28 protein-coding genes are annotated in these 26682 nt (G+C 30.3%); 23 read left to right on the top strand and 5 right to left on the bottom strand.

What is annotated here, in order from left to right:
- The first annotated feature begins 125 nt into the window (after positions 1 to 125).
- Together BR66_RS23680 and BR66_RS0111400 are read left to right on the top strand one after the other, a co-directional pair.
- Complete coding sequence (locus BR66_RS23680; RefSeq protein ID WP_084156491.1) at positions 126 to 497, top strand: GNAT family N-acetyltransferase; 372 nt, start codon at positions 126 to 128, stop codon at positions 495 to 497.
- A gap of 34 nt (positions 498 to 531) precedes the next feature.
- Positions 532 to 1317, top strand: coding sequence for a flavodoxin family protein (locus BR66_RS0111400; RefSeq protein WP_278246812.1), 786 nt, complete (start codon positions 532 to 534; stop codon positions 1315 to 1317).
- A gap of 111 nt (positions 1318 to 1428) precedes the next feature.
- Here BR66_RS0111400 and BR66_RS0111395 read toward each other — a convergent pair whose 3' ends face one another.
- Entirely contained in the window at positions 1429 to 1671 is a 243-nt protein-coding gene (locus BR66_RS0111395) for an AbrB/MazE/SpoVT family DNA-binding domain-containing protein (protein ID WP_026883054.1), read from the bottom strand.
- A 363-nt stretch (positions 1672 to 2034) separates the two neighbouring features.
- Entirely contained in the window at positions 2035 to 3516 is a 1482-nt protein-coding gene (locus BR66_RS0111390) for an aldehyde dehydrogenase family protein (protein ID WP_026883053.1), read from the bottom strand.
- A gap of 327 nt (positions 3517 to 3843) precedes the next feature.
- On the opposite strand from BR66_RS0111390, the gene BR66_RS0111385 reads away from it, so the two are divergent.
- Positions 3844 to 4965 (top strand): GGDEF domain-containing protein, encoded by a 1122-nt coding sequence (locus BR66_RS0111385; RefSeq protein WP_026883052.1) that lies wholly within the window; start codon positions 3844 to 3846, stop codon positions 4963 to 4965.
- A gap of 47 nt (positions 4966 to 5012) precedes the next feature.
- Positions 5013 to 5519, top strand: coding sequence for a GNAT family N-acetyltransferase (locus tag BR66_RS0111380; RefSeq protein WP_026883051.1), 507 nt, complete (start codon positions 5013 to 5015; stop codon positions 5517 to 5519).
- An 87-nt stretch (positions 5520 to 5606) separates the two neighbouring features.
- On the opposite strand, the gene BR66_RS23675 is transcribed toward BR66_RS0111380, so the two are convergent.
- On the bottom strand, positions 5607 to 6737 hold the full coding sequence (locus BR66_RS23675; protein WP_051624203.1) for a glycoside hydrolase 5 family protein: 1131 nt from the start codon (positions 6735 to 6737) through the stop codon (positions 5607 to 5609).
- A 284-nt stretch (positions 6738 to 7021) separates the two neighbouring features.
- Between BR66_RS23675 and BR66_RS0111370 the strand changes: the two genes are divergently transcribed.
- The 6 genes from BR66_RS0111370 to BR66_RS0111345 all read left to right on the top strand — a co-directional run bounded on the left by BR66_RS0111370 (position 7022) and on the right by BR66_RS0111345 (position 12860).
- Complete coding sequence (locus tag BR66_RS0111370; RefSeq protein ID WP_026883050.1) at positions 7022 to 7657, top strand: metal-dependent hydrolase; 636 nt, start codon at positions 7022 to 7024, stop codon at positions 7655 to 7657.
- A 455-nt stretch (positions 7658 to 8112) separates the two neighbouring features.
- Complete coding sequence (nifH, locus tag BR66_RS0111365; RefSeq protein WP_026883049.1) at positions 8113 to 8934, top strand: nitrogenase iron protein; 822 nt, start codon at positions 8113 to 8115, stop codon at positions 8932 to 8934.
- A 17-nt stretch (positions 8935 to 8951) separates the two neighbouring features.
- The gene (gene anfD / locus BR66_RS0111360) at positions 8952 to 10523 is read left to right on the top strand and encodes a nitrogenase iron-iron protein, alpha chain (protein ID WP_026883048.1); all 1572 of its coding nucleotides are present in this window, start codon (positions 8952 to 8954) and stop codon (positions 10521 to 10523) included.
- A gap of 13 nt (positions 10524 to 10536) precedes the next feature.
- Complete coding sequence (gene anfG / locus BR66_RS0111355; RefSeq protein ID WP_026883047.1) at positions 10537 to 10887, top strand: Fe-only nitrogenase subunit delta; 351 nt, start codon at positions 10537 to 10539, stop codon at positions 10885 to 10887.
- A 14-nt stretch (positions 10888 to 10901) separates the two neighbouring features.
- Positions 10902 to 12290: a Fe-only nitrogenase subunit beta gene (anfK, locus tag BR66_RS0111350; protein ID WP_026883046.1), complete on the top strand. Its 1389-nt coding sequence runs from the start codon at positions 10902 to 10904 to the stop codon at positions 12288 to 12290.
- 36 nt (positions 12291 to 12326) lie between these two features.
- Positions 12327 to 12860: a pyridoxamine 5'-phosphate oxidase family protein gene (locus BR66_RS0111345; protein ID WP_026883045.1), complete on the top strand. Its 534-nt coding sequence runs from the start codon at positions 12327 to 12329 to the stop codon at positions 12858 to 12860.
- 103 nt (positions 12861 to 12963) lie between these two features.
- On the opposite strand, the gene BR66_RS0111340 is transcribed toward BR66_RS0111345, so the two are convergent.
- Positions 12964 to 14523 (bottom strand): hypothetical protein, encoded by a 1560-nt coding sequence (locus BR66_RS0111340; protein ID WP_051624202.1) that lies wholly within the window; start codon positions 14521 to 14523, stop codon positions 12964 to 12966.
- A gap of 356 nt (positions 14524 to 14879) precedes the next feature.
- On the opposite strand from BR66_RS0111340, the gene BR66_RS0111335 reads away from it, so the two are divergent.
- The 9 genes from BR66_RS0111335 to BR66_RS0111295 all read left to right on the top strand — a co-directional run bounded on the left by BR66_RS0111335 (position 14880) and on the right by BR66_RS0111295 (position 21588).
- Positions 14880 to 15851 (top strand): substrate-binding domain-containing protein, encoded by a 972-nt coding sequence (locus tag BR66_RS0111335; protein ID WP_026883043.1) that lies wholly within the window; start codon positions 14880 to 14882, stop codon positions 15849 to 15851.
- Between the two features lie 85 nt (positions 15852 to 15936).
- Entirely contained in the window at positions 15937 to 16797 is an 861-nt protein-coding gene (locus tag BR66_RS0111330; RefSeq protein WP_026883042.1) for a polyphosphate kinase 2 family protein, read from the top strand.
- Positions 16798 to 17100: 303 nt separating this feature from the next.
- A complete protein-coding gene (locus BR66_RS24820) occupies positions 17101 to 17418 on the top strand; it encodes a DUF5698 domain-containing protein (protein WP_051624201.1) in 318 nt (105 codons plus the stop codon).
- Positions 17419 to 17881: 463 nt separating this feature from the next.
- Complete coding sequence (locus BR66_RS0111320) at positions 17882 to 18262, top strand: GntR family transcriptional regulator (protein ID WP_026883041.1); 381 nt, start codon at positions 17882 to 17884, stop codon at positions 18260 to 18262.
- Between the two features lie 13 nt (positions 18263 to 18275).
- Entirely contained in the window at positions 18276 to 19418 is a 1143-nt protein-coding gene (locus tag BR66_RS0111315) for a DUF1648 domain-containing protein (RefSeq protein WP_026883040.1), read from the top strand.
- 12 nt (positions 19419 to 19430) lie between these two features.
- A complete protein-coding gene (locus BR66_RS0111310) occupies positions 19431 to 19874 on the top strand; it encodes a DUF3887 domain-containing protein (RefSeq protein WP_026883039.1) in 444 nt (147 codons plus the stop codon).
- A 67-nt stretch (positions 19875 to 19941) separates the two neighbouring features.
- Positions 19942 to 20703 carry a DUF3784 domain-containing protein gene (locus BR66_RS0111305; protein ID WP_026883038.1) on the top strand — a complete coding sequence of 254 codons (762 nt, stop codon included), beginning with the start codon at positions 19942 to 19944 and terminating at the stop codon, positions 20701 to 20703.
- Between the two features lie 28 nt (positions 20704 to 20731).
- On the top strand, positions 20732 to 21028 hold the full coding sequence (locus BR66_RS0111300; RefSeq protein WP_026883037.1) for a DUF1648 domain-containing protein: 297 nt from the start codon (positions 20732 to 20734) through the stop codon (positions 21026 to 21028).
- 134 nt (positions 21029 to 21162) lie between these two features.
- Positions 21163 to 21588 (top strand): GNAT family N-acetyltransferase, encoded by a 426-nt coding sequence (locus BR66_RS0111295; protein ID WP_035796060.1) that lies wholly within the window; start codon positions 21163 to 21165, stop codon positions 21586 to 21588.
- A 353-nt stretch (positions 21589 to 21941) separates the two neighbouring features.
- Here BR66_RS0111295 and BR66_RS23665 read toward each other — a convergent pair whose 3' ends face one another.
- The gene (locus BR66_RS23665) at positions 21942 to 22463 is read right to left on the bottom strand and encodes a DUF6465 family protein (RefSeq protein WP_051624200.1); all 522 of its coding nucleotides are present in this window, start codon (positions 22461 to 22463) and stop codon (positions 21942 to 21944) included.
- A 383-nt stretch (positions 22464 to 22846) separates the two neighbouring features.
- On the opposite strand from BR66_RS23665, the gene BR66_RS0111280 reads away from it, so the two are divergent.
- From BR66_RS0111280 to cmk, 4 genes are all read left to right on the top strand, one after another.
- Positions 22847 to 23560, top strand: a complete 714-nt coding sequence (locus BR66_RS0111280) for a pseudouridine synthase (RefSeq protein ID WP_026883035.1) — start codon at positions 22847 to 22849, stop codon at positions 23558 to 23560.
- Between the two features lie 119 nt (positions 23561 to 23679).
- Positions 23680 to 24570 carry a MurR/RpiR family transcriptional regulator gene (locus tag BR66_RS0111275; RefSeq protein WP_026883034.1) on the top strand — a complete coding sequence of 297 codons (891 nt, stop codon included), beginning with the start codon at positions 23680 to 23682 and terminating at the stop codon, positions 24568 to 24570.
- A gap of 90 nt (positions 24571 to 24660) precedes the next feature.
- Positions 24661 to 25893 carry a BaiN/RdsA family NAD(P)/FAD-dependent oxidoreductase gene (locus BR66_RS0111270; RefSeq protein ID WP_026883033.1) on the top strand — a complete coding sequence of 411 codons (1233 nt, stop codon included), beginning with the start codon at positions 24661 to 24663 and terminating at the stop codon, positions 25891 to 25893.
- 124 nt (positions 25894 to 26017) lie between these two features.
- Entirely contained in the window at positions 26018 to 26668 is a 651-nt protein-coding gene (gene cmk / locus BR66_RS0111265) for a (d)CMP kinase (RefSeq protein ID WP_026883032.1), read from the top strand.
- The last annotated feature ends 14 nt before the right edge of the window (positions 26669 to 26682 follow it).

The raw sequence follows: 26682 nt of genomic DNA, 5'->3' as shown, positions 1-26682 counted from the left end.
CAATTTGTACTTCTGTTTGTACTACGGTGTTTTTATCCTTAAATTTAGGTTACAAGTCTTTGTATAATAATAAAAAACAATTCCTATAAAATTAAATTACTAATTGAAATGCGACTTTACAATCTATAACAGGTGATAGCGGAAATAGTTCTTTTAATCCAAATGATTTTTGTGGTTCTCGTTCCTTATTTGTAATAGCATATGATGAAGAGGGAGAAGCAATAGGATGTGGTGGTATACGCCAGATTAATGAAAATATCGCTGAAGTCAAAAGATTGTTTGCTAAGACCTCAAAAATGGGCATAGGAACTGAAGTTCTACTTTATTTAGAAACACAGGCGCGAAAACTGGGATACCATGCTCTTTGCCTTGAAACAAGATTGATAAATGAACAAGCAGTATCATTCTATGAGAATAGGGGTTATTACAACATACGAAACTATGGGAAATACATCAATAATCCTAAAGCAATTTGTTTTGAAAAGAAAATAAATTAATATTTTAAGGAGATGAAATATCATAAAATATTTAGTGTTTAATGGAAGTCCTCATAAAGGTAATACATGGCAGTTAGTTAAATTGATTCAGGAAAACTTAGAAGGAATTTCACCAGAATCTGCTTTCGAAGAAATACAGTTAACAGATTTGCAGCTACCATTTTGTACTGGATGTAGTATTTGTTTTAGAAAAGGGCATGAGTACTGTCCTCATAATAAAATCATGGAGAAAATAATAGATAAAATAGATGAAAGTGATGGCATGATTTTTGCAATGACAACCTTTTATATGCAGCCAAACGCTTTGACTAAAAATTTGATTGATCACCTTAGCTACATGGTTCACAGACCTCACTTTTTCAAAAACAAAGCTATTGTTGTTACCACGGTTGGTGGTGTAGGTGGGAACAGTGCAGCAAACTACCTTGTGGGGTTCCTAAAAGGAATCGGATTTAACTATTGTTATAAATTGTCTGTTGCATCCTATAGCTGGAATAATTATATGCCAGATGATAAAACAAAAATAAAATGCAAAATGTTGGCAGAAAGATTTCATAAGGATGTTTCATCTAAAAAAACACATACACCTTCTTTGGGTGTTTTAATACCTTACAATCTATTTAGAGGAATGAGCCTCGGATATGTAAAAGGAACAGAATATGAAACAGAAGATGGCGTATACTGGATTAATCAATCAAGAAGTAAAAGTACTTATGATCCTTTGGTAACTGTTCCATTTTATAAAAAAATATTTGGAAACTTATTCTATGTTATTGGAAAAACAGCAAGTAAATTTATAACTGTTAAATACAAAAAATGATTGTCAACTATCTGAAATAATAATCTACCTTATAAGAAAACAAAAAGTCTAAATAGAAAAACCAAATAATATGGCAATCTTATTTAGACTTTATATAAATCTATTTAAATACTAGCTGTTTTTCAATTCTGATAAACAACTTTTACAGATTTTTTTACCTTTGTAATTTGTTACATCGTTAGCTTCTCCACAGAAAATACATGCTGGTTGATATTTCTTTAATATTACTGTATCACCATCTACATAAATTTCTAGAGCATCTTTTTCAGCTATATCCAAAGTTCTTCTTAATTCTATAGGAATAACAATTCTTCCCAATTCATCTACTTTTCTTACAACACCTGTTGATTTCATTTTAAACCTCCATAATTACAAAATTCGACTTGTTTACTCATTAAATGATAACAATCATTACATATTAAGTCAATAGTTTTAAAATAAAACACTGAAAAAATGATGAATTAACTAAATAATCAGGATAATTTTAATAAAATGTTATTGTTTAGAGTATTTACATCAACTTTATCAGCGTTATTCCCAATTAATATATAGTATAAATAATTTTAATCATAAGAACTACTATTTTAGAACCATTATTTGCTGTTAGATCAATATCAACAGAAAATTAGGGTATGTACACAGATTTGTTTAGACAAATTTATGTACATACCCTATATTCTTTAATTTTCTAAATCCTCATCTAAGTGAAAATCCACTTTATTTTACGTACATTCCACCAGGTTTTCTTGATAAATTAATTATTATATTTTTCATCTGACTATAATGATCTAATATTACTTTATGAGTCTCTCTACCTATTCCAGACTCTTTATATCCTCCAAATGGTGCACCTGCAGGGAAACTATCGTAAGTGTTTACCCATACACGTCCTGTTCTAATTCCTCGTGCAACTCTGATGGCTTTATTCAAATCCTTTGTAAATACACCACCAGCCAAGCCATAATCACTATCATTAGCCATAGCTATGACTTCTTCTTCAGTTTTGAATTTAATTACAACTCCCACTGGTCCAAAGATCTCTTCTCTAGCTACTCTCATATCATTTGTTACATCTACAAGAAGGGTAGGTTTCATAAAGTATCCTTTGGATGCGTCACCTTCAGTGTATCTTTCACCACCGGTTGCAACTTTTGCTCCTTCTTTTTTACCGATTTCAACGTAACTAAGAATCTTTTTAAGCTGTACCTCACTGACCTGGGCACCCATCTGTGTTTGTCCATCTAATGGATTACCGACCTTAACTTTTTCAAAAGCATTTATTGCATTTGTCATAAATTCATCATAAAAATCTTCTTGTACAAAGATTCTAGAACCTGCTGAGCAAACTTGACCTTGATTAAATAAAATGCCTAATTGAACGCCCTCTATTGCTAGATCCATATCTGCATCTTTGAAAAATATATTAGCGGATTTTCCACCAAGTTCTAGTGTTGAAGGAATAATATTTTGTGCTGCTGAAAGGCCGATTTCTCTACCAACTTGTGTAGAACCTGTAAATGCCAGTTTATTAAGGCCTTTATGATGCTGCAAATATTCACCACTCTTAGATCCTTTGCCTGTAATTAAATTAATAACACCCTTAGGAATAACATTTTCAATTAGCTTAATAAAAGCTAACATACTTAGTGAAGTAGAGCTAGATGGCTTAAATACTGAAACATCTCCAGCTGCTATTAATGGAGCTAGTTTCCATGCTGACATTAAAAATGGGAAATTCCAAGGTACAATTTGTCCAACTACACCAATAGGCTCTCTTAAAATCAGATTTAAGGTATTTTCATCTAACATTGTTGCACTGCCTTCATCTGCTCTAATAACACCTGCGAAATATCTAAAATGATCAGCTGCCAGAGGGATATCGGCTCCTGTTGTTTCTCTGATTGGTTTTCCATTATCCATGGTTTCAATTGTAGCCAAATATTCTGCGTTTTCATCAATAATATCAGCTATTTTATTGAGTACTACTGATCTCTCAGCTGGTGTTGTCTTGCTCCATGTTTTAAAGGCATCCTGGGCAGCCTTAACTGCATCATCCACATCTTCATTAGAAGCATCAGCAATCTCTGCCAATAATTCTCCTGTAGCTGGATTATAAGTTTTAATAGTTGCTTCGTCTGAAGCATATCTCCATTGTCCACCAATGAATAATTGATAGCGTTCTTGTAATTTAATATTCATATAATTTGCTCCTATTTACATTTTATCTATTTTTTTAATATTATAAATTATAGCTTTAGCTTTAGCTTATTTTTATAGTTTTGATTTGTGAATATTTATAATAATATTATTATTGTTCTCCTCTGCATAATAACACTTTAAACATTATTAAACAATAGTCATTATTCGAAGTCTTACTATTAAATTATATATAAAGCTCACTATGAATTACATTATAATTAATATTCCTTATACAATTGTTAAAAAATAGACTTTATAATTTAGATAAAGTATAATAAATTATCTGTTTTTAAATAATTATGTTAAATTTGGAGGATAAATATTAAGATGATTTTTAATCTATTTATTAATTTGTGTGTTTTGATTACATTTATAAGTATTGCTCATTTCTATTTCAGAGATAAAGATGTAAGACAAAATAAGTCAGTACTTATAAAAATAATTAATGGAGTTTGTAGTGGTTCATTAGGGATTTTATTAATGGTATTTAGTATGCATATTACACCAACAGTACTAATAGATTTCCGTGTCATACCAATTATTTTATCTTCACTATATGGGGGACTATTACCCACGATTATAGCTTCTTTGATAACAGGAAATTTTCGTATTTTGTATTTTGGAATTTCCAGAGGTTCTGTATTTGCAGTAATAGTTATTTTGTTAATGGCAATTGGATGCACTGTGATAAATTTGATTAAGACGCAACGAAAAAATAAGTTGGTTTACAATATTATATTTGCTATAATATTGAATTCAATTAAAATGATAATTCTTATTAATAATCCTAAGCTGCTGGCTGAAGGACTTATAGTATATTGTTTTGGGCTCTTATTTGTGTCATATTTTATGTTCAAATTTACTGAATATCTAAGTGAATCTGTTAAATTACATAAAAGATTAGAAAATCAAGCAACTGTTGACTTTTTAACTGGATTAAACAATGTAAGGGAATTTAATACTTCTTTAAATAATATTGAGCAACAAGCAATTAGAAAAGGTGAATCAATATCAATGATATATTTGGATATTGATTATTTTAAAAAAATAAATGATGTCTATGGTCATATTGCAGGGGATATTGTATTAAAAAAATTAGCTGATATTTTAACTAATACATGTAGGAGTTTTGATATTATATCTAGAAATGGTGGAGAAGAATTTTCAGTAATACTATTAGATTGTTCATCTATCTATGCATTTACAATTGCAGAAAGATTAAGAAAAAAAGTTGAAGGTAACCAATTTAATATTTCTAATGAAGTTAGTATTCATATAACAATTTCCATAGGGGTTGCTACATATCCAGATACAACTGATAATGTTAATAAACTGACTAACTATGCTGACATCGCATTATATGAAGCAAAAAGGAATGGTAGGAATAAGGTGGTGGTATATAACAATAACAAAGTAATGCCAAAGTTCCAGCTAGAACAGTTTTTATAAGAGTAAATTATGTGAAATAAAAATGAAAAGAAAAGGGGCGTAAATAAATGAAATATTTTGAATCCAAAATAAAAGAACTTAAAATCAGGTATGCGGTAGAAGAAGATATACCAGTAATATTAGATTTTATAAAGCAAATCGCAATATATGAAAATATGTTAGATAAAGTTGTTGCCACTGAAAAATCATTAAAGGAAACAATATTTGAGAATAATAGGGCAGAAGTGTTATTGATGGAATTTAACAATAAATTTATAGGATATGTAATATATTTCTTCAATTTTTCAACATTTATTGGCAGAGCAGGGATATATGTTGAAGATCTTTATATAAATGAAGAATATAGAGGTAAGGGAATAGGTAAGGAAGTTTTCAAAATACTAGCACATATTGCAAAGAAAAATAAATGTGAAAGAATAGAATGGACATGCCTTGATTGGAATGAACCATCTCTTAAGTTTTATAAAAGTATTGGGGCTAAAAAAAATTCGGAGTGGATCTTGCACAGATTAGATAAAGAGGGAATTGATAAAATTTACAATAAGGAACTTTAGATGTAAAGAAAAAATGTTTATAAATATAAAAGGATACAAGAAATTAGTTGTATTTTTTTCTCGTATCCTTTTATAAAATATTAGTATTTATTTACTCTTAGCATTTTCAACAGTGGCAAGACTTGATATTAAATTGGCTGTAGTGCTTGTATTAGTAAATCCAAAGGTTGAATCCCAAGGCGTATTTATTTCCATTTGCCATGGCAATAAACCATCATAGTCATAGGAACTATTAGTTGCAGTACTATGCCAGGAAGTAAAAACAGAATCTCTGTCGCCATCTGATGCTGACCTACCGTATTCTTCAAGCACAATTGGTTTTACAGCAGTACTATGTGCTAAGGTTGCTCTATCTTGAAGGAAACTTGTACACCATGATAAGCTTTCTCCCCAATTGTCCGGATATAAATGTATGGTTGCAAAATCTATTTTTGAATTTTCAATGTTTTTTAGCCAATTATCTCCTTCGTATCCATTGCTTGTCCAATCACTTCCACCTGTTTTAAAACCTTCATCTCCAACGGATACCATATGGTTTGTATCCACGCCTTTAATATAAGTTGCCATTGTATTTATCCAATTGTAAAGTGTAGTACCTGTAGTATCACTTGTACATCTTGGTTCGTTAGCAAGTTCCCAAGCGAATATTGTAGGATCACTTTTGTATTGTACACCTGTGTAATAATTTGTTCTATTTAAAATGGTATTTACATAATTTTTATAAGCGGTTTCTACGCTACTGTTTGTATAAAATAAATCTTCTGAGCCAGAACCAAGTACTTGATTTACATACCATTGCATACCATTATAATCAGACCAATAGTTTACAAAAGGTAAAATTAATTTTATTCCATTTTTTTGTGCCTGATATACTGCATAATCTAATTGTCTTAATGCAGTTTCGTTATAAACACCAATAGAAGTCTGTAAACCTCCAGAACCATTGTTAAATGCCCATATGCGCATAACTTTCACGCCTTTGGCTGCATTTGCAGAAAATATACTTGCCTGTGTTGCTTGGTCACTTACTAGGCCGGCATAATAAGTATTGTTGCCTGCAAAATAGAATTTAGCCCCATTTAGGTAAAAATACCTTCCACTTCTTTGGACAAAACTAGTAGTAGCAGCGGTAACCGTTTTCACTGGAGCAATAGAAACAAAGGAAAAGGCAGACAATACTGTTACTAGCATTAACGATAAAACCCTTTTCTTTTTCAAAATAATTACCTCCAAAATATTTTTATTAATACATTACTATACTTTTATAACTAAAAGTATAATTATATACCACAATATGTATTATAAACCCAATTATGTATTATTGCAACTTTAAAATATAATTTTTGTATAGGATATTTTATTAAATAATTTTACAAGTGTAAGAGGTTAATCTTTAAAAATTCAAATCACAGCCATAGATATTTTGTAGCAAATGAATGTGATATAATATATTTTAGGAAAAGAGCCTATGCAGCGTATTAATTTACAAGGGAGAAATAATTATGACGGGAAAAACACATGCATCAGTAGGGCTTTGTGGAGCAGCATTTTTATTAGTAACAAATGTTGATATAAAAACATCGTTAATTGGACTTGGATTTGTTGTGTTAGGATCCTATGCACCAGACGCGGATTTAAAAGTATCAAAAGCAGGACGAGTTATAAGTGATTTTGTATATGGAATTATTGTTTTAGTAGCACTGTATTTAATCCTAACATATAGATTTCATTATGACGTTTTAGGACTAATTGGAAATAATAAAATGCCTAGTGAATTAAAGCTATCAGGAGCTGCTTTAATAGTGGTTTCCATTATATTAGGAAGGATTACAGGGCACAGAAAGTATATGCATAGTTTACTTGGCTTTTTTGTTATGAATCTAGGGGTATGGCTAATTGTAGGGAACTTTGTTATTTGGTTTGGACTTGGGTATGCACTACACATGATAATTGATTTGTTAAATGAAAAATCCGAATCATTGCTATTTCCATTTCATCAAGGTGATATTTGCTTTTCTATATGTAATTCAACAGGGATTGCAAATCTCATAATATCAACTGTAGCCTATATTGGATTTCTATATAAAATTCTGAGTATATATAACATTGCATATTTGCAGAAAATCTTTATAAAGTAAAAAAAATTAAATTAATGAGTAAAGGATGTTCTACTAAAGGTTAAAATTTTAGTAGAACATCCTTTTTTTATTGTTTTATGCGAAACATTATTAAATGGAACGAAATGATAAACTTATAATCATCTATAAATTTGATATAAGTTAAATCAATAATGATACCGTTTACTTTATTATCAGTTTGATAATAAAGTGATGATATGATTGATAAATGTTCAACAAAAACATAAATAATACAAAGAAATTAATAAAAAAATGCTTGCATAATTGATAATTTCACATTACAATATATCTAACATACAAATTCGTCACAGTTGATACAAATTAGTACAAGAAATACTTAGAGGAGGATAGAGAATTATTGATTTCTAATTATATTAATTTTCACAAATAAAGTGAAATATTTAATGCCATTTTACATTTATTTAATAATTATATTTAATAAGGGGGCTATAAAAATGAGACAAATAGCGATTTATGGAAAAGGTGGTATTGGGAAGTCAACTACCACTCAAAATCTTACAGCAGGTCTTGCACAAATGGGGAAACAAATTATGGTTGTTGGATGCGATCCAAAAGCGGATTCAACTAGACTACTATTAGGAGGTCTTGCACAGAAAAGTGTACTTGATACTTTAAGGGAGGAAGGTGAAGATGTAGATCTTCCATCAATATTAAAACCAGGTTTTGGTAATATAAGATGTGTTGAATCCGGTGGTCCTGAACCTGGAGTTGGATGTGCAGGTAGAGGAATAATAACATCAATTAATATGCTAGAATCTCTTGGAGCTTATACAGATGATCTTGATTATGTCTTTTATGATGTTTTAGGTGACGTTGTGTGTGGGGGTTTTGCTATGCCAATGCGCGAAGGAAAAGCTCAAGAAATATATATAGTTGCCAGTGGTGAAATGATGGCATTATATGCAGCTAACAATATTGCAAAAGGTGTACTTAAATATGCTCATAGTAGTGGTATTAGATTGGGAGGCATCATTTGCAACTCAAGAAATGTTGATAAAGAAATAAATCTTTTAAAAGCATTTGCTGAGGAGCTAGGCAGTCAACTTATTTATTTTGTACCACGAGACAATATGGTTCAAAGAGCTGAAATACACAAACAAACAGTAATAGAATTTGATCCAGAACAAAAACAGGCGCAAGAATATAGGAATCTTGCAGATGCAATTGACAAAAATAAGCTGTTTGTAATTCCAAAACCAATGGCACAAGAAAGATTAGAAGAAATATTAATGGAGCATGGGTTAATGGATATTTAATAAAGGAGGAATGAATTATGCCAAATCATTTGTTTAAATGTAGTGAATGTATTCCTGAAAGAAAAGATCATGCGGTTATAAAAGGTAAAGGTGAGGATTTAACGTCCTGCCTTCCCCTAGGATATCTTAAGACAATTCCTGGGTCGATTTCAGAACGTGGCTGCGCATATTGTGGAGCAAAACATGTTATTGGTACACCTATGAAGGATGTTATTCATATGAGTCATGGACCTATTGGATGTACTTACGATACTTGGCAAACTAAACGTTATTTAAGTGATAATGATAATTTTCAAATTAAATATACTTATGCTACGGATGTTAAGGAAAAAAATATAGTTTTTGGAGCTGAGAAGCTATTAAAGAAAAATATTATCGAGGCTTTTAAAGCATTTCCAAAGATGAAACGAATGACAATCTATCAAACTTGTGCTACAGCTTTAATCGGAGATGATGTGGAAGCTATTGCAAAACAAGTGATGGAAGAGATGCCAGATGTTGATATCTTTGTCTGTAATTCGCCTGGGTTTGCAGGACCTAGCCAATCAGGAGGACATCACAAAATAAATATTGCATGGATTGATCAAAAAGTTGGAACCTATGAACCTAAAATTACTAGTGATTACGTTATGAATTATGTAGGGGAATATAACATTCAGGGCGATCAGGAAATAATGATAGATTATTTTAAGAGAATGGGCATTCAGGTTCTATCAACCTTTACTGGTAACGGATCCTATGATGATCTAAGAGCTATGGATAAAGCACAACTCAACGTACTTGAATGCGCACGTTCAGCAGAATATATATGTAATGAGTTAAGGAAAAGATATGGTATTCCTCGTCTTGATATAGATGGATTTGGTTTTGAACCTCTATCCACATCACTGAAGAAAATTGGTTTGTTTTTCGGAATTGAAGATAGAGCACAAGCTATTATTGATGAAGAAACAGCAAAATGGAGACCAGAACTTGACTGGTACAAAGAAAGATTAAAAGGTAAAAAAGTATGTTTATGGCCAGGTGGATCAAAGCTTTGGCACTGGGCTAATGCACTTCATGAAGAACTTGGAATTGAGATTGTGTCAATATATTCAAAGTTTGGTCATCAGGGAGATTTTGAAAAGGGTATAGCTAGATGCGAAGAAGGTGTACTTGCAATTGATGATCCTAATGAACTTGAGACTATAGAAGCAATGGAGACACTTAAACCTGATATTATTTTCACTGGAAAACGTCCTGGTGAAGTTGGTAAAAAACTTTTAGTTCCATACATTAATATACACGCATATGACAACGGTCCTTACAAGGGCTTTGAAGGCTGGGTAAGGCTTGCAAGGGATATTTATAATGCAATTTATTCTCCAATTCATCAGCTTGCATATTTAGATATAAGTAAGGACGAAATACCTACAGATAAAGCATTTTTAACACAAAGAATGCTTTCTGATGTGAATTTAAGTGAAGAGGTAATTTCTTCAACCTATCTAAAGGAATATAGTGGGGAGTTTGATATAGTTTCAAAATTACGTGGTAAGACATATCCAAGTTTTCCAAAGGAACCGGAAATTGCGGAGTGCACGGAGTAAAGGAGGAGATATTATGGAAGATAGTATGAAAGACAAAATCGAACAGCTAGTGGACCATATTATGAAAAAATGTTTGTGGCAATTTAATTCTCGTGCCTGGGACAGGAAGACACAAAATGAAGGAATTATAAGTAAAACTACGCAATTATTGTGCGATGAGCATGTAGATGTTGGAACACCAGCGGACAAATGTTTTTGGGTAGAGGCACAAATACTTGCTGATGATTTCAAAGGTCTGTACCCTTGGATAGGCACTATGGATAAGGCGGAGATTAAGGTTCTCATGCAGGGTTTTAAAGATCGTATTGACTACCTAACCATTACAGGTTCCCTTAATGCAGAAATTAATGACCCACTATATTAGGAAGGAGTGATATTATGTCTTGTGAGGTAAAAGCAAAAGAACGTGCTGGAGTTATTAACCCTATATTTACATGTCAGCCTTGCGGTGCTCAGTATGCCAGCATAGGAATAAAAGATTGTATTGCTATAGTTCATGGAGGTCAAGGATGTGTTATGTTTGTCCGTCTGTTGTTCTCACAGCATTTTAAGGAGAGTTTTGAAATTGCATCATCTTCTGTTCATGAGGATGGAGCCGTGTTTGGTGCACTAAAACGTGTGGAACAGGCAGTGGATGTACTTTTGATGAGATATCCGAATGTTAAGGTTATACCAATTATATCAACATGCTCAACGGAGATTATAGGTGATGATATAGATGGTGTTGTTAGTAAACTCAATAGAGGGATTTTGAAAGAAAAATATGGAGATAGAGAAGTTTATCTTATTCCAATGCATACACCTAGTTTTAAGGGAAGTATGGTCAGTGGTTATGATTTAGCGGTGGAGGAGTTTGTAAAGGCATTTGCTAAAAAAGATAAAATCACAGAAAAGCTAAACTTAATTACTGGGTGGGTAAATCCTGGAGACGTAACGGAACTAAAACATCTTTTGTCTGAAATGAATGTAGATGCCACAGTACTTTTTGAAATTGAAAGTTTTGATTCTCCATTAATGCCAGACAAAAGTGAAGTTTCACATGGTAATACTACGATTGCGGATCTTCAAGGCACTGCAAATGCAATTGGAACTATTGCGCTTAACAGGTATGAAGGTGGTAAAGCTGCTGAGTATCTTGAAAATGAATTTCAGGTTCCTGCCATAATAGGACCTACACCTATAGGAATCCGAAATACGGATACATTTTTGCAAAATGTAAAAAAATTCACAGGTAAACCAATACCACAGTCTTTAGTTCGTGAAAGAGGCATTGCTATTGATGCTCTTACCGACATTACACACATGTTTTTGGCTGGTAAAAGGGTAGCTATCTATGGAAATCCAGATTTAGTAATCGGTCTTGCAGAATTTTGTCTAGATCTTGAGATGAAACCTGTATTGCTTTTACTAGGTGATGATAATCAAGGATATAATAAAGATCCGCGTATAAAGGCGCTTAAAGAAAATGTGAATTATGACATGGAAGTAATCACCAATGCAGATTTATGGGAACTGGAAAACCGAATCAAGAATGAGGGACTTGAACTTGATCTTATTTTAGGCCACTCCAAAGGACGATTCATTGCTATTGATAATGATATTCCAATGCTACGTGTAGGTTTCCCAACTTATGACCGTGCAGGATTGTACCGTTATCCAGTAGTTGGATATGCAGGTGCAATGTGGCTGGGAGAACAGATAGCCAATACCTTATTCACTGACATGGAACATAAAAAAAATAAAGAATGGGTATTAAATGTTTGGTAATGTTACAAGAGAAAATTTTTAGAAAGGAGCTATTTGATGAATAAGGTTAGTTATTCGCAAAGGGAATGTGTTGATACGGAAAAAATCGAAACCTTTCTTTTGAAGTCAAGAACTGGCATTATTGGAATGGTAAGCGATATTTTTCCCTATGCCGTTCCGGTGAACTATGTATGGCATAATGGTTCCATTTATTTTCATGGCATGGGTTCTGGTAAAAAGGAAGATATTCTTTCAAAAAGTCCCATGGTTTGTTTCACCATATATGATGAGCATGGTACCGTCACTGATCCAGTGCCATGCCACGCAGATACGGCATATATGAGCGTAATGATTTTTGGAAAGGCTGAGAAAGTCATTGACCCCCAAGAGGCTACTCTGACTCTCCAAAAAGTAATTGATAAATATATGCCTAAATATTATAATCAGCCTTTGACCAGCACGTTAATTGAGAAGTATAAATCCTCAATGGATGGCAATGCTGTTTCAGTTTATAAGGTAACACCTGAGGAAATTACTGCGAAAGAAAACTCGGTGGAACTTGGAAAAATGTTTAATATGGGAAAACGGTAATTATATATTGCAGTTAATTTAAATAAAGGACACTTTGAAATAAAAATTTCAAAGTGTCCTTTATTGGGTGTATAATGTTCACCGAAGCTAACTTGCTACTATATTATTTAAGAACGCTTTTTTCCAATTCATCTATAATTTCTTCCTCGACCAGTTCTATATTTGTTTTTCCTAAATAGCCAAATTTTATTTGGTGAGTTCTTATAAAACTCATAGCTCTATAGTATGTAGCGTGATTCATAAATGCACTGTAAAAAAATACATAATCATAATTAGCTAAAATGCCTGTATCAAAATTCTCATTAAAACCATTTAAGGATCTTAAATCCGGATATTTTTCTCTGAATTTTCGTCGCCATTCTTTAGCTCCTCCAATTATAAGGATTTTAGTGTTAGAAATATAATAGTCCAATGTTTTTTCAGAAGCTAATGATGGAATATAATGAGTATTTACTTTAAAAACATATTCTCGCAGAACATTTAACTCACTTTTATATTCTTTTTCCAATGATAATTGTTTTTCCAAATTATTAATTTTATTTTGCATCTCAGTAACCTGGGAGAGATGAGACTTGTTTAATTTATTAATTTCAGATTTTTGGGTTTCCTCAAATCTTGTATTTTCATTATTAATTGTATTTAGCTCAGCAGAAAGATTTGCATTGAAAGTTTCAACATGACTTAACTTATTTTGTAAGGATTCTATTTTAATAAGTAAGGTTTCTTGGCTATTTTCTAAGTTTTGAGCTCTAGATTTTTTATATTCATTAAGCAATGATTTAATAAAAATACCATTTATTAATGTACCTAGTATTTCTTTAAGATCAAAAGATTTATGACCTCTTTTGATATATGCTAATAATATTTCATCAATATTAAGAAAATGTGAATCTGAAAAAAGATGATTCACATCAAGTTTATTGATGATAAACATATTGTCTAAGATTCCACCTAACTCTTCAATTGGTTCTAGTTCACTGTTTAAAACATCTTTATAACTATCTATCTTTCCATACTCTTTTTTCAGTAAAACTTTAATTTCTCGTATTTCAGATTTATGAAGTTCTAATTCCTTACTTATATCTCTTGTCATTGGACTATAAAATTCGAAATTTTTAACATCATCAATAATTGATTTAAAAAAACCTTGATCAACTGAGTTCACAGAACGATATATACCCAAATAGAAGTATACTGCAGCGTCAAGTCTTGCCTCTGTTTTCATGGTAACCTGATCCATTTGAATATATCTTTTAGTCAAATCCTTTTTATCATGGTTTTTTACTGCATTAAAAACTATAGGATAGTACTTTCTTAATAATCTAATTACAGTATTTCTTAAATTATAATCATTTTCCGCAATTAAAAGAATACCAAGTGCTTTTCTTCCGTCAATTTCCTGCTGAAGCGAACCTTGCATCATAATAACATGGTTAATGCAGGAAGAATTTTCAAGAGCCTCATAGTACGTTATTCTATCTAAAAGATAAAGTTTGTTAATATCCTTTTTCATTTGAGAATTTCGAGTCAGAGCTATACTCACATTTGCTAATATATAATTTTTAAGAATATCAGAAGACACATTCCAATTTTCACCTATTAATGTTGAAAATCTTTCTATATTCAAATTTGGTTGATCTACGTTTTCATTAACCAATTCCAATTGTAAAACACCTCGTTTATGGGAAATGTAGTTTTAATAATAATTATTCTAAATTGTGCGGATTTGTATGTAATTTAAACAAAATTGCACTGTATGTTATGAATTTATACATAAATATATTATAATGCTAAAAACAAGATAAATCAACTATTTGATATGAAAATCAACAATATATACAAGTATGTAATATTAATTCGATAATTTACAAGTCTATAATTATTGAATTAACAATAATTGATCGATTGTTTTCCTAAGCACATTAAAACCCAGTACTTGTCAAATATACGTTTTTAGCAGATAATAAAATCAATGAAATTCACATTTTAGAAAAAGATGAAAAGGGGCAGGTGTTCATTATGGAGGCAAATTCGGGTCTAACAACTCAAGAAGTTGCTCAGATTCTAAATATTTCTAAAAATACAGTATATGAATTGATTAAAAGAGGGGAACTACCGTCTTATAGAGTGGGTAGAAAGGTTCGTATAGATGCAATTGATATTGAAGAATATAAAAATAAAAGCAGAACCAATGCTAAACATGCAACAAATACTGTGGCTAAAAATGAAAGTTCAGTTGTTAGTCAAGTAGGCCCCAAAAATTTTTTGCCGGTGTCAAACTATAATAGTGATTTTATAATTTGTGGACAGGATATACTTTTGGACGTTTTAACCAGGCATCTAGAACAACACGCTGATGGACTTCAAGCGCTGAGATGTTATATAGGTAGTTACAATGGACTAGTTGAACTATATAGAGGTAATGTAAATATAGCTACAGCTCACTTATGGGATTCAGATACTGGAGTTTACAACATACCTTATGTCCGAAGAATACTCCCCGGGGTTCACTGTGTTATTGTTCATTTAGTATGTCGCATGCAAGGTTTTTACGTGGCTAAGGGAAACCCTAAAAATATTACTACTTGGAAGGATTTAACTAGACCTGATGTATTAATGATTAATAGGGAACGTGGTTGTGGAGTACGAGTTTTGATAGATGAGCAATTGTGCAAACAAGGTATACATTGGCAGTCCATTAATGGATATGAAAGCGAAGATCTGTCACACCTAGCAGTAGCTAGTACTGTTGCAAGAGGGGATGCTGATGTAGCTGTTGGCAATGAGAAAGCTGCTCTTCAGGTTCAAAACATTGAATTTATACCTCTGCAAAAAGAAAGGTATGATTTAATTATTAAAAAGGATGATATAAATAAGCCTCCATTTCAGGCAATATTAGAAATTCTTAATTCAAAAGAATTTCAAGAAGAACTTCGTGGAATTGGTGGCTATGATCTTAGTGACACTGGAAAAATAGTAGCTGAAACGTAATTTATTCAAAAAAATATGCCTAATTAGTTGTAATGTAGTGATGTAAATGTGGTAAAATATAAAGAAATATTAGGGAGATGAATAAATGGAAATAAATGAGTTTAAAGTAGATAACTCCGAAAAATTTAAAATATCCAAAACAAAAACAAAATATAATGATAAAACTTACACTAATGATGAATTACAATTTCTATTAGATAAAAATATTGAAAAAATCAGTGAATTTCAAAGTAAATTATATGCACAAGGTGAATTTGGGATATTAATTATAATTCAGGCCATGGATGCAGCTGGAAAAGATGGGGCTGTAAAACATGTAATGACAGGATTAAATCCACAAGGGGTACATGTTACTAGTTTTAAACAACCATCAGCGGAAGAATTAGCACATGATTATTTGTGGAAAGCACACAATAGTATGCCTGGAAGAGGTCAGATAGGAATCTTTAATAGATCTTATTACGAAGAACTGCTTGTGGTAAGGGTACATAATCTATTAGAAAATGAAAAAATTCCTGAAAAATTTATTGGTGATGACATATGGAAAAAAAGATATGAACAGGTTAAAGACTTTGAAAAATATTTATATGAAAATGCAATAATACCAATAAAAATATTTTTAAATGTATCAAAAGATGAGCAAAAAAAGCGTCTCCTTGAAAGAATAGATGATAAAGCTAAAAATTGGAAATTTTCTGAAGCTGATATAAAAGAAAGAGAATTTTGGGACGATTATCAGAAATGTTATGAGGAAGTTATAGAGAATACTAATGCAAAAGTTGCACCATGGTATGTAGTTCCTGCTGATAACAAAAAGCTAGCTAGGCTTATAATTTCAGAAATACTCCAAAAAACTTTAAAAGGATTAAATTTAGAATATCCAACTCTCAGCGCGGAGCAAACTGAATTGTTAGATGAATATAAGAAAAAACTCGAAAAGAGTTAATTGATATTAGGATATTGTGATTTTTTATATTAGAAAAATGATTAAACTATTGATTTTTGTAAATACTAGTAAATAGTACTAGATATATAGTAGCAATACTGAATTATTCACAATTAGAATTGGTACTATGTATCTGGTACGTTGTATTTGAAATAATTTTATTTGATATAAATCATTGCAAAGTATATAACAAATTAAATAATCATGTTATAATTTATATGTCTTCTTACCATAAGGTAAGGGGATTTTTTGTTTTTAAATAAATGAAAAAACTTAATTAAAAACATAAAGGTTGGTGAGAATTTGACAAGTGGAATAGGAATATACATAATAATATTTTCATGCAAAATTATAGAAGTATCCTTTGCCACACTTAGAATGGTACTGATAACAAAAGGTGAGAAATTTAAAGGGGCCATTATGGCTTTATTTGAAATTACAATATGGCTTGTAGTATCTGCAAATGTTTTATCAAATCTAGCTACTGACCCCATGAAAGGTGTTATGTATGCCCTAGGATATGTAGTTGGAAATTATATGGGAAGTTTAGTAGAGGAAAAAATAGCTATAGGCGTAATTACAGCTACAATAATTACAAGTTCAAAAATTACCAAGTTGTAACAGATGAATTAAAAAGGCTTGAAATAGGATATACCGTATTAGAATCTCAAGGTCAAAAGGATGAAAATAAATTTATAGTTGCATATATGCCAAGAAAACGCAAAAATGAAGTGTTAAAAAAATTAGAAACTTTAGATGTTAAGTCTTTTATATCAATAAATGAATCCAGAGGTGTTCGAGGTGGGTATGGGCTCACTCGAAAAACAAAATAAAACTGATTATTGTATATGGAATTACTTTAATTAACTGCTAATAAAGCTATCTTGTTGATTTCAATTAAGTCAACGAGGTAGCTTTATTAAGTAAATGAAGGATAAATGGAGATATACAATGATTATTTTTATTTAAATAATGCTTAAGGAACATTTTACTAAAAATAGAGGAAGTATGAAATTTGATTTGTAATTATATCTGTTCTATTATGTATAGAACAGGTATAATAGATTATTTAATAGGGGTGCTTATGTTTGTAAAAATAGATTTTAGTTCAGAGATACCAATATACACACAATTAAAGCAACAAATCATTGAAGGTATAGCAGATGGAAGCCTTAATGAAGGTGAAAGTTTGCCATCCGTAAGACAGATGGCAGAGGATATAGGCATAAATTTACATACTGTTAATAAGGCGTATGCTCTTTTAAGAGATGATAATTTTATAATTATGGACAGAAGAGTGGGAGCAGTTATAAATTCAAAACATAACATGAAACTTGAAGATTATGATGACAAATTTGTAGAGGATATAAAACCAATTATTGCTGAAGCTTTTTGTAGAGGTATGAAAGAAGAAGAAATAACCAGAAAAATACAAGAAATATACCTAAAATTTTTAGAAGCATAAAGGAGTTGTAATTATGGATTACCAGCAGTGGATACTTATATTAGGTGTTGTTTTTATAATAATGCTTCTTTTTTTAAAGCTTTCATTACCATTCATAATGCGGAAGGACATTTTTTTTGGAGTGCGGCTACCAAAAAAACTTCTCAATAATCCTAAACTTATGGTATTCAAGAAATTATATTTAAAAAATAATATTTTTATATGCGGTATTTACGTAATAGGTTTCTGTTATATATTCTTAAAGCATCCTAATAATATTGTTTTATTAACTGGAATTATTGCTTTTTTTATTTTAGCCACTGTAATATATTATTTTTCTTATAAAAGGATAAAAGAGTTTAAAAAATTCAATGAAGAGGAAGTACACAAAAATGGAGTGGTTGTCATTGATACAAGCTTTAGAAATGACATAAAAAAGAGACTAGTACCTATTAGCAGGTGGTTTATACTTCCCATAGCTATAATTTTATTAAATATAATAATAGGTTATTTAGTTTTTGACAGTTTACCTATATTCATTCCAATACATTGGAATGCCAGTGGGATAATTGATGGTTCTGCAATTAAATCCTATGGTTTAATATTTGAATTTCCTGTGCAACAGATATTTATAACAATGTATATGTTTTTGATTTATAAAGTTATAGAGAGATCTAAGCAGCAAATAAATAGTTTTAGACCTCAGCACTCAAAAGAAATAAATAGGGTATTTAGATATAGATGGGCAGCTAATATAATATTTATTAATATAATTATTTTAATCGGTAGTTCCATTGAAAATTTGTATGTTATGCAAGTTATTAACATAAATTTTGCATTGTTAGCACTTATAAATCCTATAATAATAATCTTTATTTTTATAGATGTTTTGATTATATCTTTATGCACAGGACAAGGGGGAAGTCGAGTAAATATTGAATACAATACTTCTGACACAAGTAATTACGAAAATTTAGATGACGACAAATATTGGAAATTAGGGCTTGTTTATTTTAATCCCAAAGATCCAGCATTGTTTATTGAAAAAAGGTTTGGAATAGCATTTGGACTGAATTATGGTAAGAAGAAAGCTTATTTATTAATAATCATAGTAATGATTTCTATTATTTTATTGAATAAGATTAGTTACCTCCTACTTATCATGTATAGCATTTAAGGATGTGAAATTATGAAAATTAAAAAAATATGGATATGTGTAATAGTTATCTTGTTAATTGGTTTAATGAGTGGATGTTCACAAAAGGTGAGTGAAAGTGATGTTAAATTTGCAAATGGTAAGGTGGAAAATATGCTAATAGCTTTAAACAATGACGATTATAATAAATTCACAGAAAATTTTAGTACTAATTCAAAAAAAGCTTTTACTAAAGATGACATGGACAAACAGAATAAAATTATAACAAAAAAGGTAGGAAACTATTTGGAAAATTCGAAGAAGTTCAAAGAAGCAGCAGAAGTATCACAGAATGGTAAAAAATTCATAGTGGTTATATATGATGTGAAATATAAAAATGAACCAGGAGAGACTCTTGCTACAGCTGCTTTTGATGATGATAATAAACATGCAGTAGAATCAATAAATATAAGTTCACCTAAACTTAGAAAAAATTAAATTTAGGCATATATATAAATTCAATAATAACATATTAATTTTTAAAGGTGCATGAGGGGGGATCAATTTGCATATTGCATATATTATATTTATAGCTGTGGGAGCTTTTATCTTTATTTTAGGTTGTATATTATATAAAACCAAGTCTATTGAAATGCTAAGTGGATATGATGCAACAAAAAAGTATGACAGAAATGGACTTGCAGAATTTAACGGTAGGAATCTTATGTATATGGGATCATCTATTTTTATTATATACATAATAGTTGCAGTAATTTCAAAATTATATACTGTTACGCCTGTATTAACCACGAGTATATTTTTTATTGATGTGATATTTTTTTCCCTAAAATCTATTATTTCATCTAAAAAATATGAACTTTCAGAAGGCAGAGGAAAGACGAAAACGCATAGGTATTACGATAAAACAGCCATAGTAGCTATTATTGCATTATTAATTATTATATCGAGTTTAGTAGGTGGATTTGTTGTAGAAGAAAGTCATCAAACTACGGTATTAACTGTTAATAAAATTGAACTAAATGTTAAGGCGGGAACAGTAGAAAGATTTTATGATACAAGTAGTATAAAAAATGTATATATGAAGGAAACAATTAAAGATCATTCCAAAATTTCTGGAGAAGGCATAGGCAGTATTGAACGTGGAACCTATGATGTGGATGGACTTGGAAAGGGTTCAATATTTTTAGAAGGTGAAAAGGGACCATATTTATATGTGATTATGGATAATGATTTTTTAATAATGAGCAATAAGGATGCATCAAAAACCAAAGAATTTTATAAAGAACTTCTAAAATATAAGAAATGAAGAATTGAATAGGAAAGGATGATTTGAGATGACAAAAAATTTATTCAATAAAATAAGCATGATTTTTATTGCTTTAGCTATGATAATTAACATAGCTAGTTATATGTTTTTACCTGGACATGTTGCTATACATATAAATGCTAGTGGCACTGCTGATAGTTACCTGCCCAAAATAATATATCTTATAGCTACTCCTTTAATATTAATTGCAATATCGATGTATTTGTATGTTTGTGAATATAATTTTAAGTTTAAAGCATTAGTTTTAGAATTAATATTTTTTCTATTGAATATATGGATAATATTTTCACAAATCAAGATATAAAGGTTTAAGGCAGCATTCTTGGTATTTCTTTTCAGGTGGCTTATGCCGGATATTCTTAGTTCTACAATTTTTATATTCATTTTTATTTTCTTATGATATAGTATTTGTATAAGATGAGGTAGGTGTTTTCACTAATGGTTCAAATAAAAATAAGAAAAATGAAAATTGAAGACTATGAAACTGTAGTAGAATTGTGGAATAACACTAAAGGGGTTCAGCTAGATGAGGCTGATTCTAAAGAGAATATTTCAAGATATTTAAATAGAAATCCTGGACTCAGTTTGGTAGCCGAAAGAGGAAATGAAATTGTTGGTGCTGTATTATGTGGCCATGATGGAAGGCGAGGATTTATACATCATTTAGCTGTGCATGAAGGACATAGGATGAATGGAATAGGTAAAAAAATAATGGCTGAATGTCTGAATATGCTAAAAAAAGAGCATATTGAATTATGTTATCTATTTGTATTTATAGATAATGATCATGGGATTAAATTTTGGAATACATTAGGCTGTGAAAAAACAGAAGACTTAAATATCATGTCAATAAAAACCCACTGAAAATATGTAGGTTATACCATGTGGGGCTAATTTAAGATAAATGTAATCTAGAATATATACAATAGGAAGCAATTAGATTTGTGAAAATCAATTTAAGTGCTTCCTATATTTATTTAGTGTTAGTCTACATAACAAATATTATGTAGACTAACACTAAAGTAAACCTGTTTATTTTATAATATACTTAAAATTCAAAACTAACTTTTGAAATAAAACTAAAACAATTCAAATAGATAATAAAAAAGTGTGCTGTGAGAATTAGAGTAATGAAATACTCTACCTCTCACAGCACACTTTTAGCATATTAGAAAAATTCACCAGTATAGATTACAGCAAATTTTTTATTATACTGACTAAATTATTTTAATAGATAAATTTATTTTATTATTGACAATGTAATAAGCTGTATCTTCTTCAACCTTGTAGTATACCTTCAAATCTTTAATCTCAGATAAATCATGGCTTTCCAGCCACTTGAATTTAAATTTATCAATTAGTTCATCTTCACTGACTTGATTTCCTGAATACTCAATGTAAAATTTCTTATCAAAACCTTTAATATTGGCAATGTTAGTTTTCACAGCTTTTGCCAAGTCATCAGATGTTTTAGATATTGTTTTTTTAGCATTGTCAGATACTTTTTTTACTCTTTTTGCAGTAGTTTTAGAAACGCCTGTGGCTGCTTCTTTAAGGTCATTGATATTTTTTTTGATATTTTCCTTGGAAATGTTTAAAGAAGAATCTACAATTTCTTTAATAGGTTTAGAAGCCTTAGTAACTCTAGGTGCTTTTTTCACTGGCTTTTTTTCTAAAGGTTCAACGGGTTTAGTACTAGCATTTTTTTCTAAGTCTTGTGCTTTTGTCTTGATATTCATCAAAAGCCCCCCTAAATAATATATGTTTTTATTTTAACATTCATAGCAAATAAATACAATATATATATTGTTAAATGATAATGTTTATAGTTATAATTTAGAAAACTAAAAAGAGGAAATTTCCTCTTTTTAGTTTTCCAAATTAACTAGTTCTTTTTTTTAGATTTTCCGCCTTCTGATTTTTTGTTGTTTTGAGATTGTGTTTGACTAGAATTATTCTCTGAATTTTTTTTGCCCACTTTATAGCACCTCCTTTGTTATATACATAGTATTATTAACCTTATTTTGGTTTTTATACTTATTGAAAATAAAATTTATTTGCTTTTAATGTATTATATATATATAATACTATGTGAAATTTATTAATAAAATTGGGTGATTATATGGAAGAACGACTACAAAAATTTATGGCAAGATGTGGAGTTGCTTCAAGAAGAAATTGTGAAAAGATGATAGAAGCAGGCAAAGTTAAAGTTAATGATACGCTTGTGACAGAACTTGGAAAAAAGGTAGATGGAGATATAGATAAGATTTATGTTAACCAAGTACTTATTGAAGTGGAGAAAAAGAGCATCTACATTATTTTAAATAAACCAGAGGGATATCTCTGTACTTTAAAAGATGAAAGGGGTAGAAAAACCGTACTTGATCTTGTAAAAGAAATTGATGAAAGAATATTTCCAATTGGAAGGCTAGATTATGATACTTCAGGTCTTATAATTATGACTAATGATGGGGATATTTATAATAGCGTTATTCATCCAAGAAAAAAAATTGATAAAGTATATGAAGCTACAGTTAAAGGTACCCCTACAATTGATGAAATGTATGACTTTTGCACGGGATTGGACATTGGAGGTTATATAACAGCAGATGCTGATATATCCGTAATTAGTACTGATGCTGATGTTTCTAAGATAAAGGTAACTATTCATGAAGGAAAAAAGAGACAAATAAGAAAAATGTGTAAGATCATTTCTCATCCAGTAATAACTTTGAGAAGGGTATCCATAGGCGATATAGGTTTATCCAATTTAAAAAAGGGTAAGTGGAGATATTTAGATGAAAAAGAAGTTAATTATTTGAAAAATTTATAGATTGAAAATTTAATCATGTCAGTTTAATAATAATTCATTGATATGTTTTCAATTTGATGATAAAATTAAATGAGATTTTACATCAGCTTGTACGTTCCGGAAAGGACTGATATACATATATGGATAGTGTTTTAGAAAATGAAAAACAAGATTTGATGAGAACAATTCAACAAAAATTTTCAAGACTTAGTAAAGGTCAAAAATTAATTGCTGAATATATTTTAAAACATTATGACAAGGCTGCATTTATGACTGCAGCAAAACTTGGTGTAAGTGTTCAGGTAAGTGAATCCACAGTAGTTAGGTTCGCAAGTGAACTGGGTTTTAGCGGTTATCCCAAATTGCAAAAAGCTCTTCAGGAGTTAATTAAAAATAAATTAACTACGGTTCAAAGATTAGAGATATCTAATAATCTTATATCAGAAGAGAATGCTTTAAAGGGCGTTCTAAAATCAGATATGGAGAATATACGGACAACTCTTGAAAAAATAGATCATAAAGCTTTTGAAGAGGTGGTTGATTCTATATTCGCTGCAAAAAAAATATACATAATTGGGCTTAGAAGTTCAACAGCTCTCTCTGAATTCCTAGGATTTTATCTTAATTTAATACTTGATAATGTAAATATAGTTGCTTATGGTATGAGTGATATATTCGAACAACTAATCAATATTTCAGATAAAGATCTTGTAATTGGAATTGGATTCCCAAGGTATGCCACTAGAACAATAGAAGCACTTAACTATGCTCAGAGCAAAGGAACCAAAGTTGTGGCAATAACTGATAGTTTACTTTCACCACTGGCCACAAAAGCTGATTATACATTAATCGCTCAGAGTAATATGGCATCTTTTGTTGATTCACTTGTAGCGCCTCTAAGTGTTATTAATGCGCTAATAGTTGCAGTGGGACTAAGGGAAAAAGAAAAAATTTCTACTACTTTTGAGAATTTAGAAAACATATGGAAAGAATATCAAGTTTACTCATTCAAAAGTAATGATGAAAAGTAGGAATTTACCTACTTTTTTATTTTGCAATTTGATGAATAAATTATTCGTTTATATTAGATTATAATTATATATTGAAAGGGAAGTGATTTTTTGAAAAAAGTTGTAATTGTTGGCGCAGGGCCAGCAGGTATGATGGCTGCAATAGCAGCCGCTGATAAATATAAGGTAGTGCTCATTGACAGAAACGAGAAGGTTGGTAAAAAATTATATATTACAGGTAAGGGGCGATGTAACCTTACAAATTCAAAGGATATTAGTGAATTTTTTGATTATATACCTGGTAATGCACATTTTTTATATAGTTCACTTTATACATTTACAAATACTAACACCATGGATTTTTTTGAAGGACTAGGCGTTAGCTTAAAAGTAGAAAGAGGAGATAGAGTTTTTCCTGTTTCAAATAAGTCATCAGATATAATCAATGCACTAAGACGTGAATTGGAAAATAAAAATGTAACTATACTTTTAAATACTAGGGTTACAAAAGTTAATATTGAGGATGGTATAGCACTAAGTGTAACTACTGAAAAGGGACATGTAATAACTGGAGATCACTTTATAGTATGTACTGGTGGGCTTTCATATCCACAAACAGGATCAACAGGTGATGGTTATGAATTTGCAAGAGAAGCTGGCCATACAATTATAAAAACTAAACCTTCACTTGTTCCTATAGAAATTAAGGAAGAGTGGATAAAAGAACTTCAAGGTTTATCCCTAAAAAATATTGAGTTAACACTTTTTCAAGATAACAAAATTATATATAGTGAATTTGGAGAAATGATTTTTACTCATTATGGAATATCAGGTCCAATAGTATTAAGCGCCAGTAGATTTGTAAAGGAAAATAAAAACATAAGTATTAAGGCAAGTATTAATCTAAAGCCTGCATTATCGGCTGAAGAACTTGACAAAAGAATTCAAAGAGATTTTTTGAAATTTAATAATAAGGATTTTAAAAATGCTTTAAATGAATTATTACCACAAAAATTAATTGAAACAATTATTAAACTTTCAAACATAGATGAAGAAAAAAAGGTGAATTCTATTACAAAAGAAGAAAGAAAAGAACTTGTTAATTTAATGCAACATTTAGATATGAGTGTTAAGGGTCTAAGACCAATTGCTGAGGCTATTGTGACTTCAGGTGGTGTTGACGTAAAAAAAATTGATCCTTCTACATTAAAATCAAAACTTGTGAATAATTTGTCTTTTGCAGGAGAAGTAATTGATGTAGATGCATTTACAGGTGGTTTTAATATGCAAATAGCATTGTCTACTGGACATATTGCTGGGAAAAATATAGATGATGAATCTTAAAATACATTTAAATAGAAATATCAAAATAATATATAACAAAATTTTTAGTAGTTTAAAGGATTTTAACAATTTATATAGAATATATAATATTAGTTAACTTTTGTCCTAGAAAGGCGGATTAAAATTGAAATTAACTGTAGCTATAGACGGACCAGCAGGAGCAGGCAAAAGTACCATTGCCAAATTAGTTGGAAAAAAATTTAACTTAGTGTATATAAATACAGGGGCGATGTATAGGGCTGTTACAATAATTGCCTTAAGAAATGGGATAACGGCTGAGAATATTTCTAAGCTATGTAATATGATAGATAATTTAGAAATGCATTTTGAAGATGATAATATAATTGTGAATGGAGAAGATCTCAGTAATGAAATAATTACACCTGAAATAAGCGGAAAAGTTTCAAGTTATGCAGCTGTTTTAGAAGTGAGAGAAAGGCTTGTTAATTTACAAAAAAAAATTGCTGAAAACTATAGTGTTGTAATGGATGGTAGAGATATTGGTACTGTAGTTTTAAAAAATGCAGATTTTAAATTTTATCTTACTGCTTTGCCAGAGAAGAGGGCTGAGAGAAGATATAAAGAACTTATTGATAAAGGTATTAATGCAGAGTATAAAAACATATTAAGTGATATAATAAAGAGGGATTATGCAGATTCTCATAGAGAAATAGATCCATTAACAAAAGCAGTGGATGCAATCGAAATTGATTCTTCAACTATGAATATAAAAGAAGTTGTGGATTTGATGGCAGAGTATATATATAGACGTTAATGGACTTAGATTAC

Source organism: Clostridium akagii DSM 12554 (genome assembly GCF_000686725.1).
Taxonomy (GTDB): domain Bacteria; phylum Bacillota; class Clostridia; order Clostridiales; family Clostridiaceae; genus Clostridium_I; species Clostridium_I akagii.
This window is presented reverse-complemented; position numbering and strand designations above follow the sequence as displayed.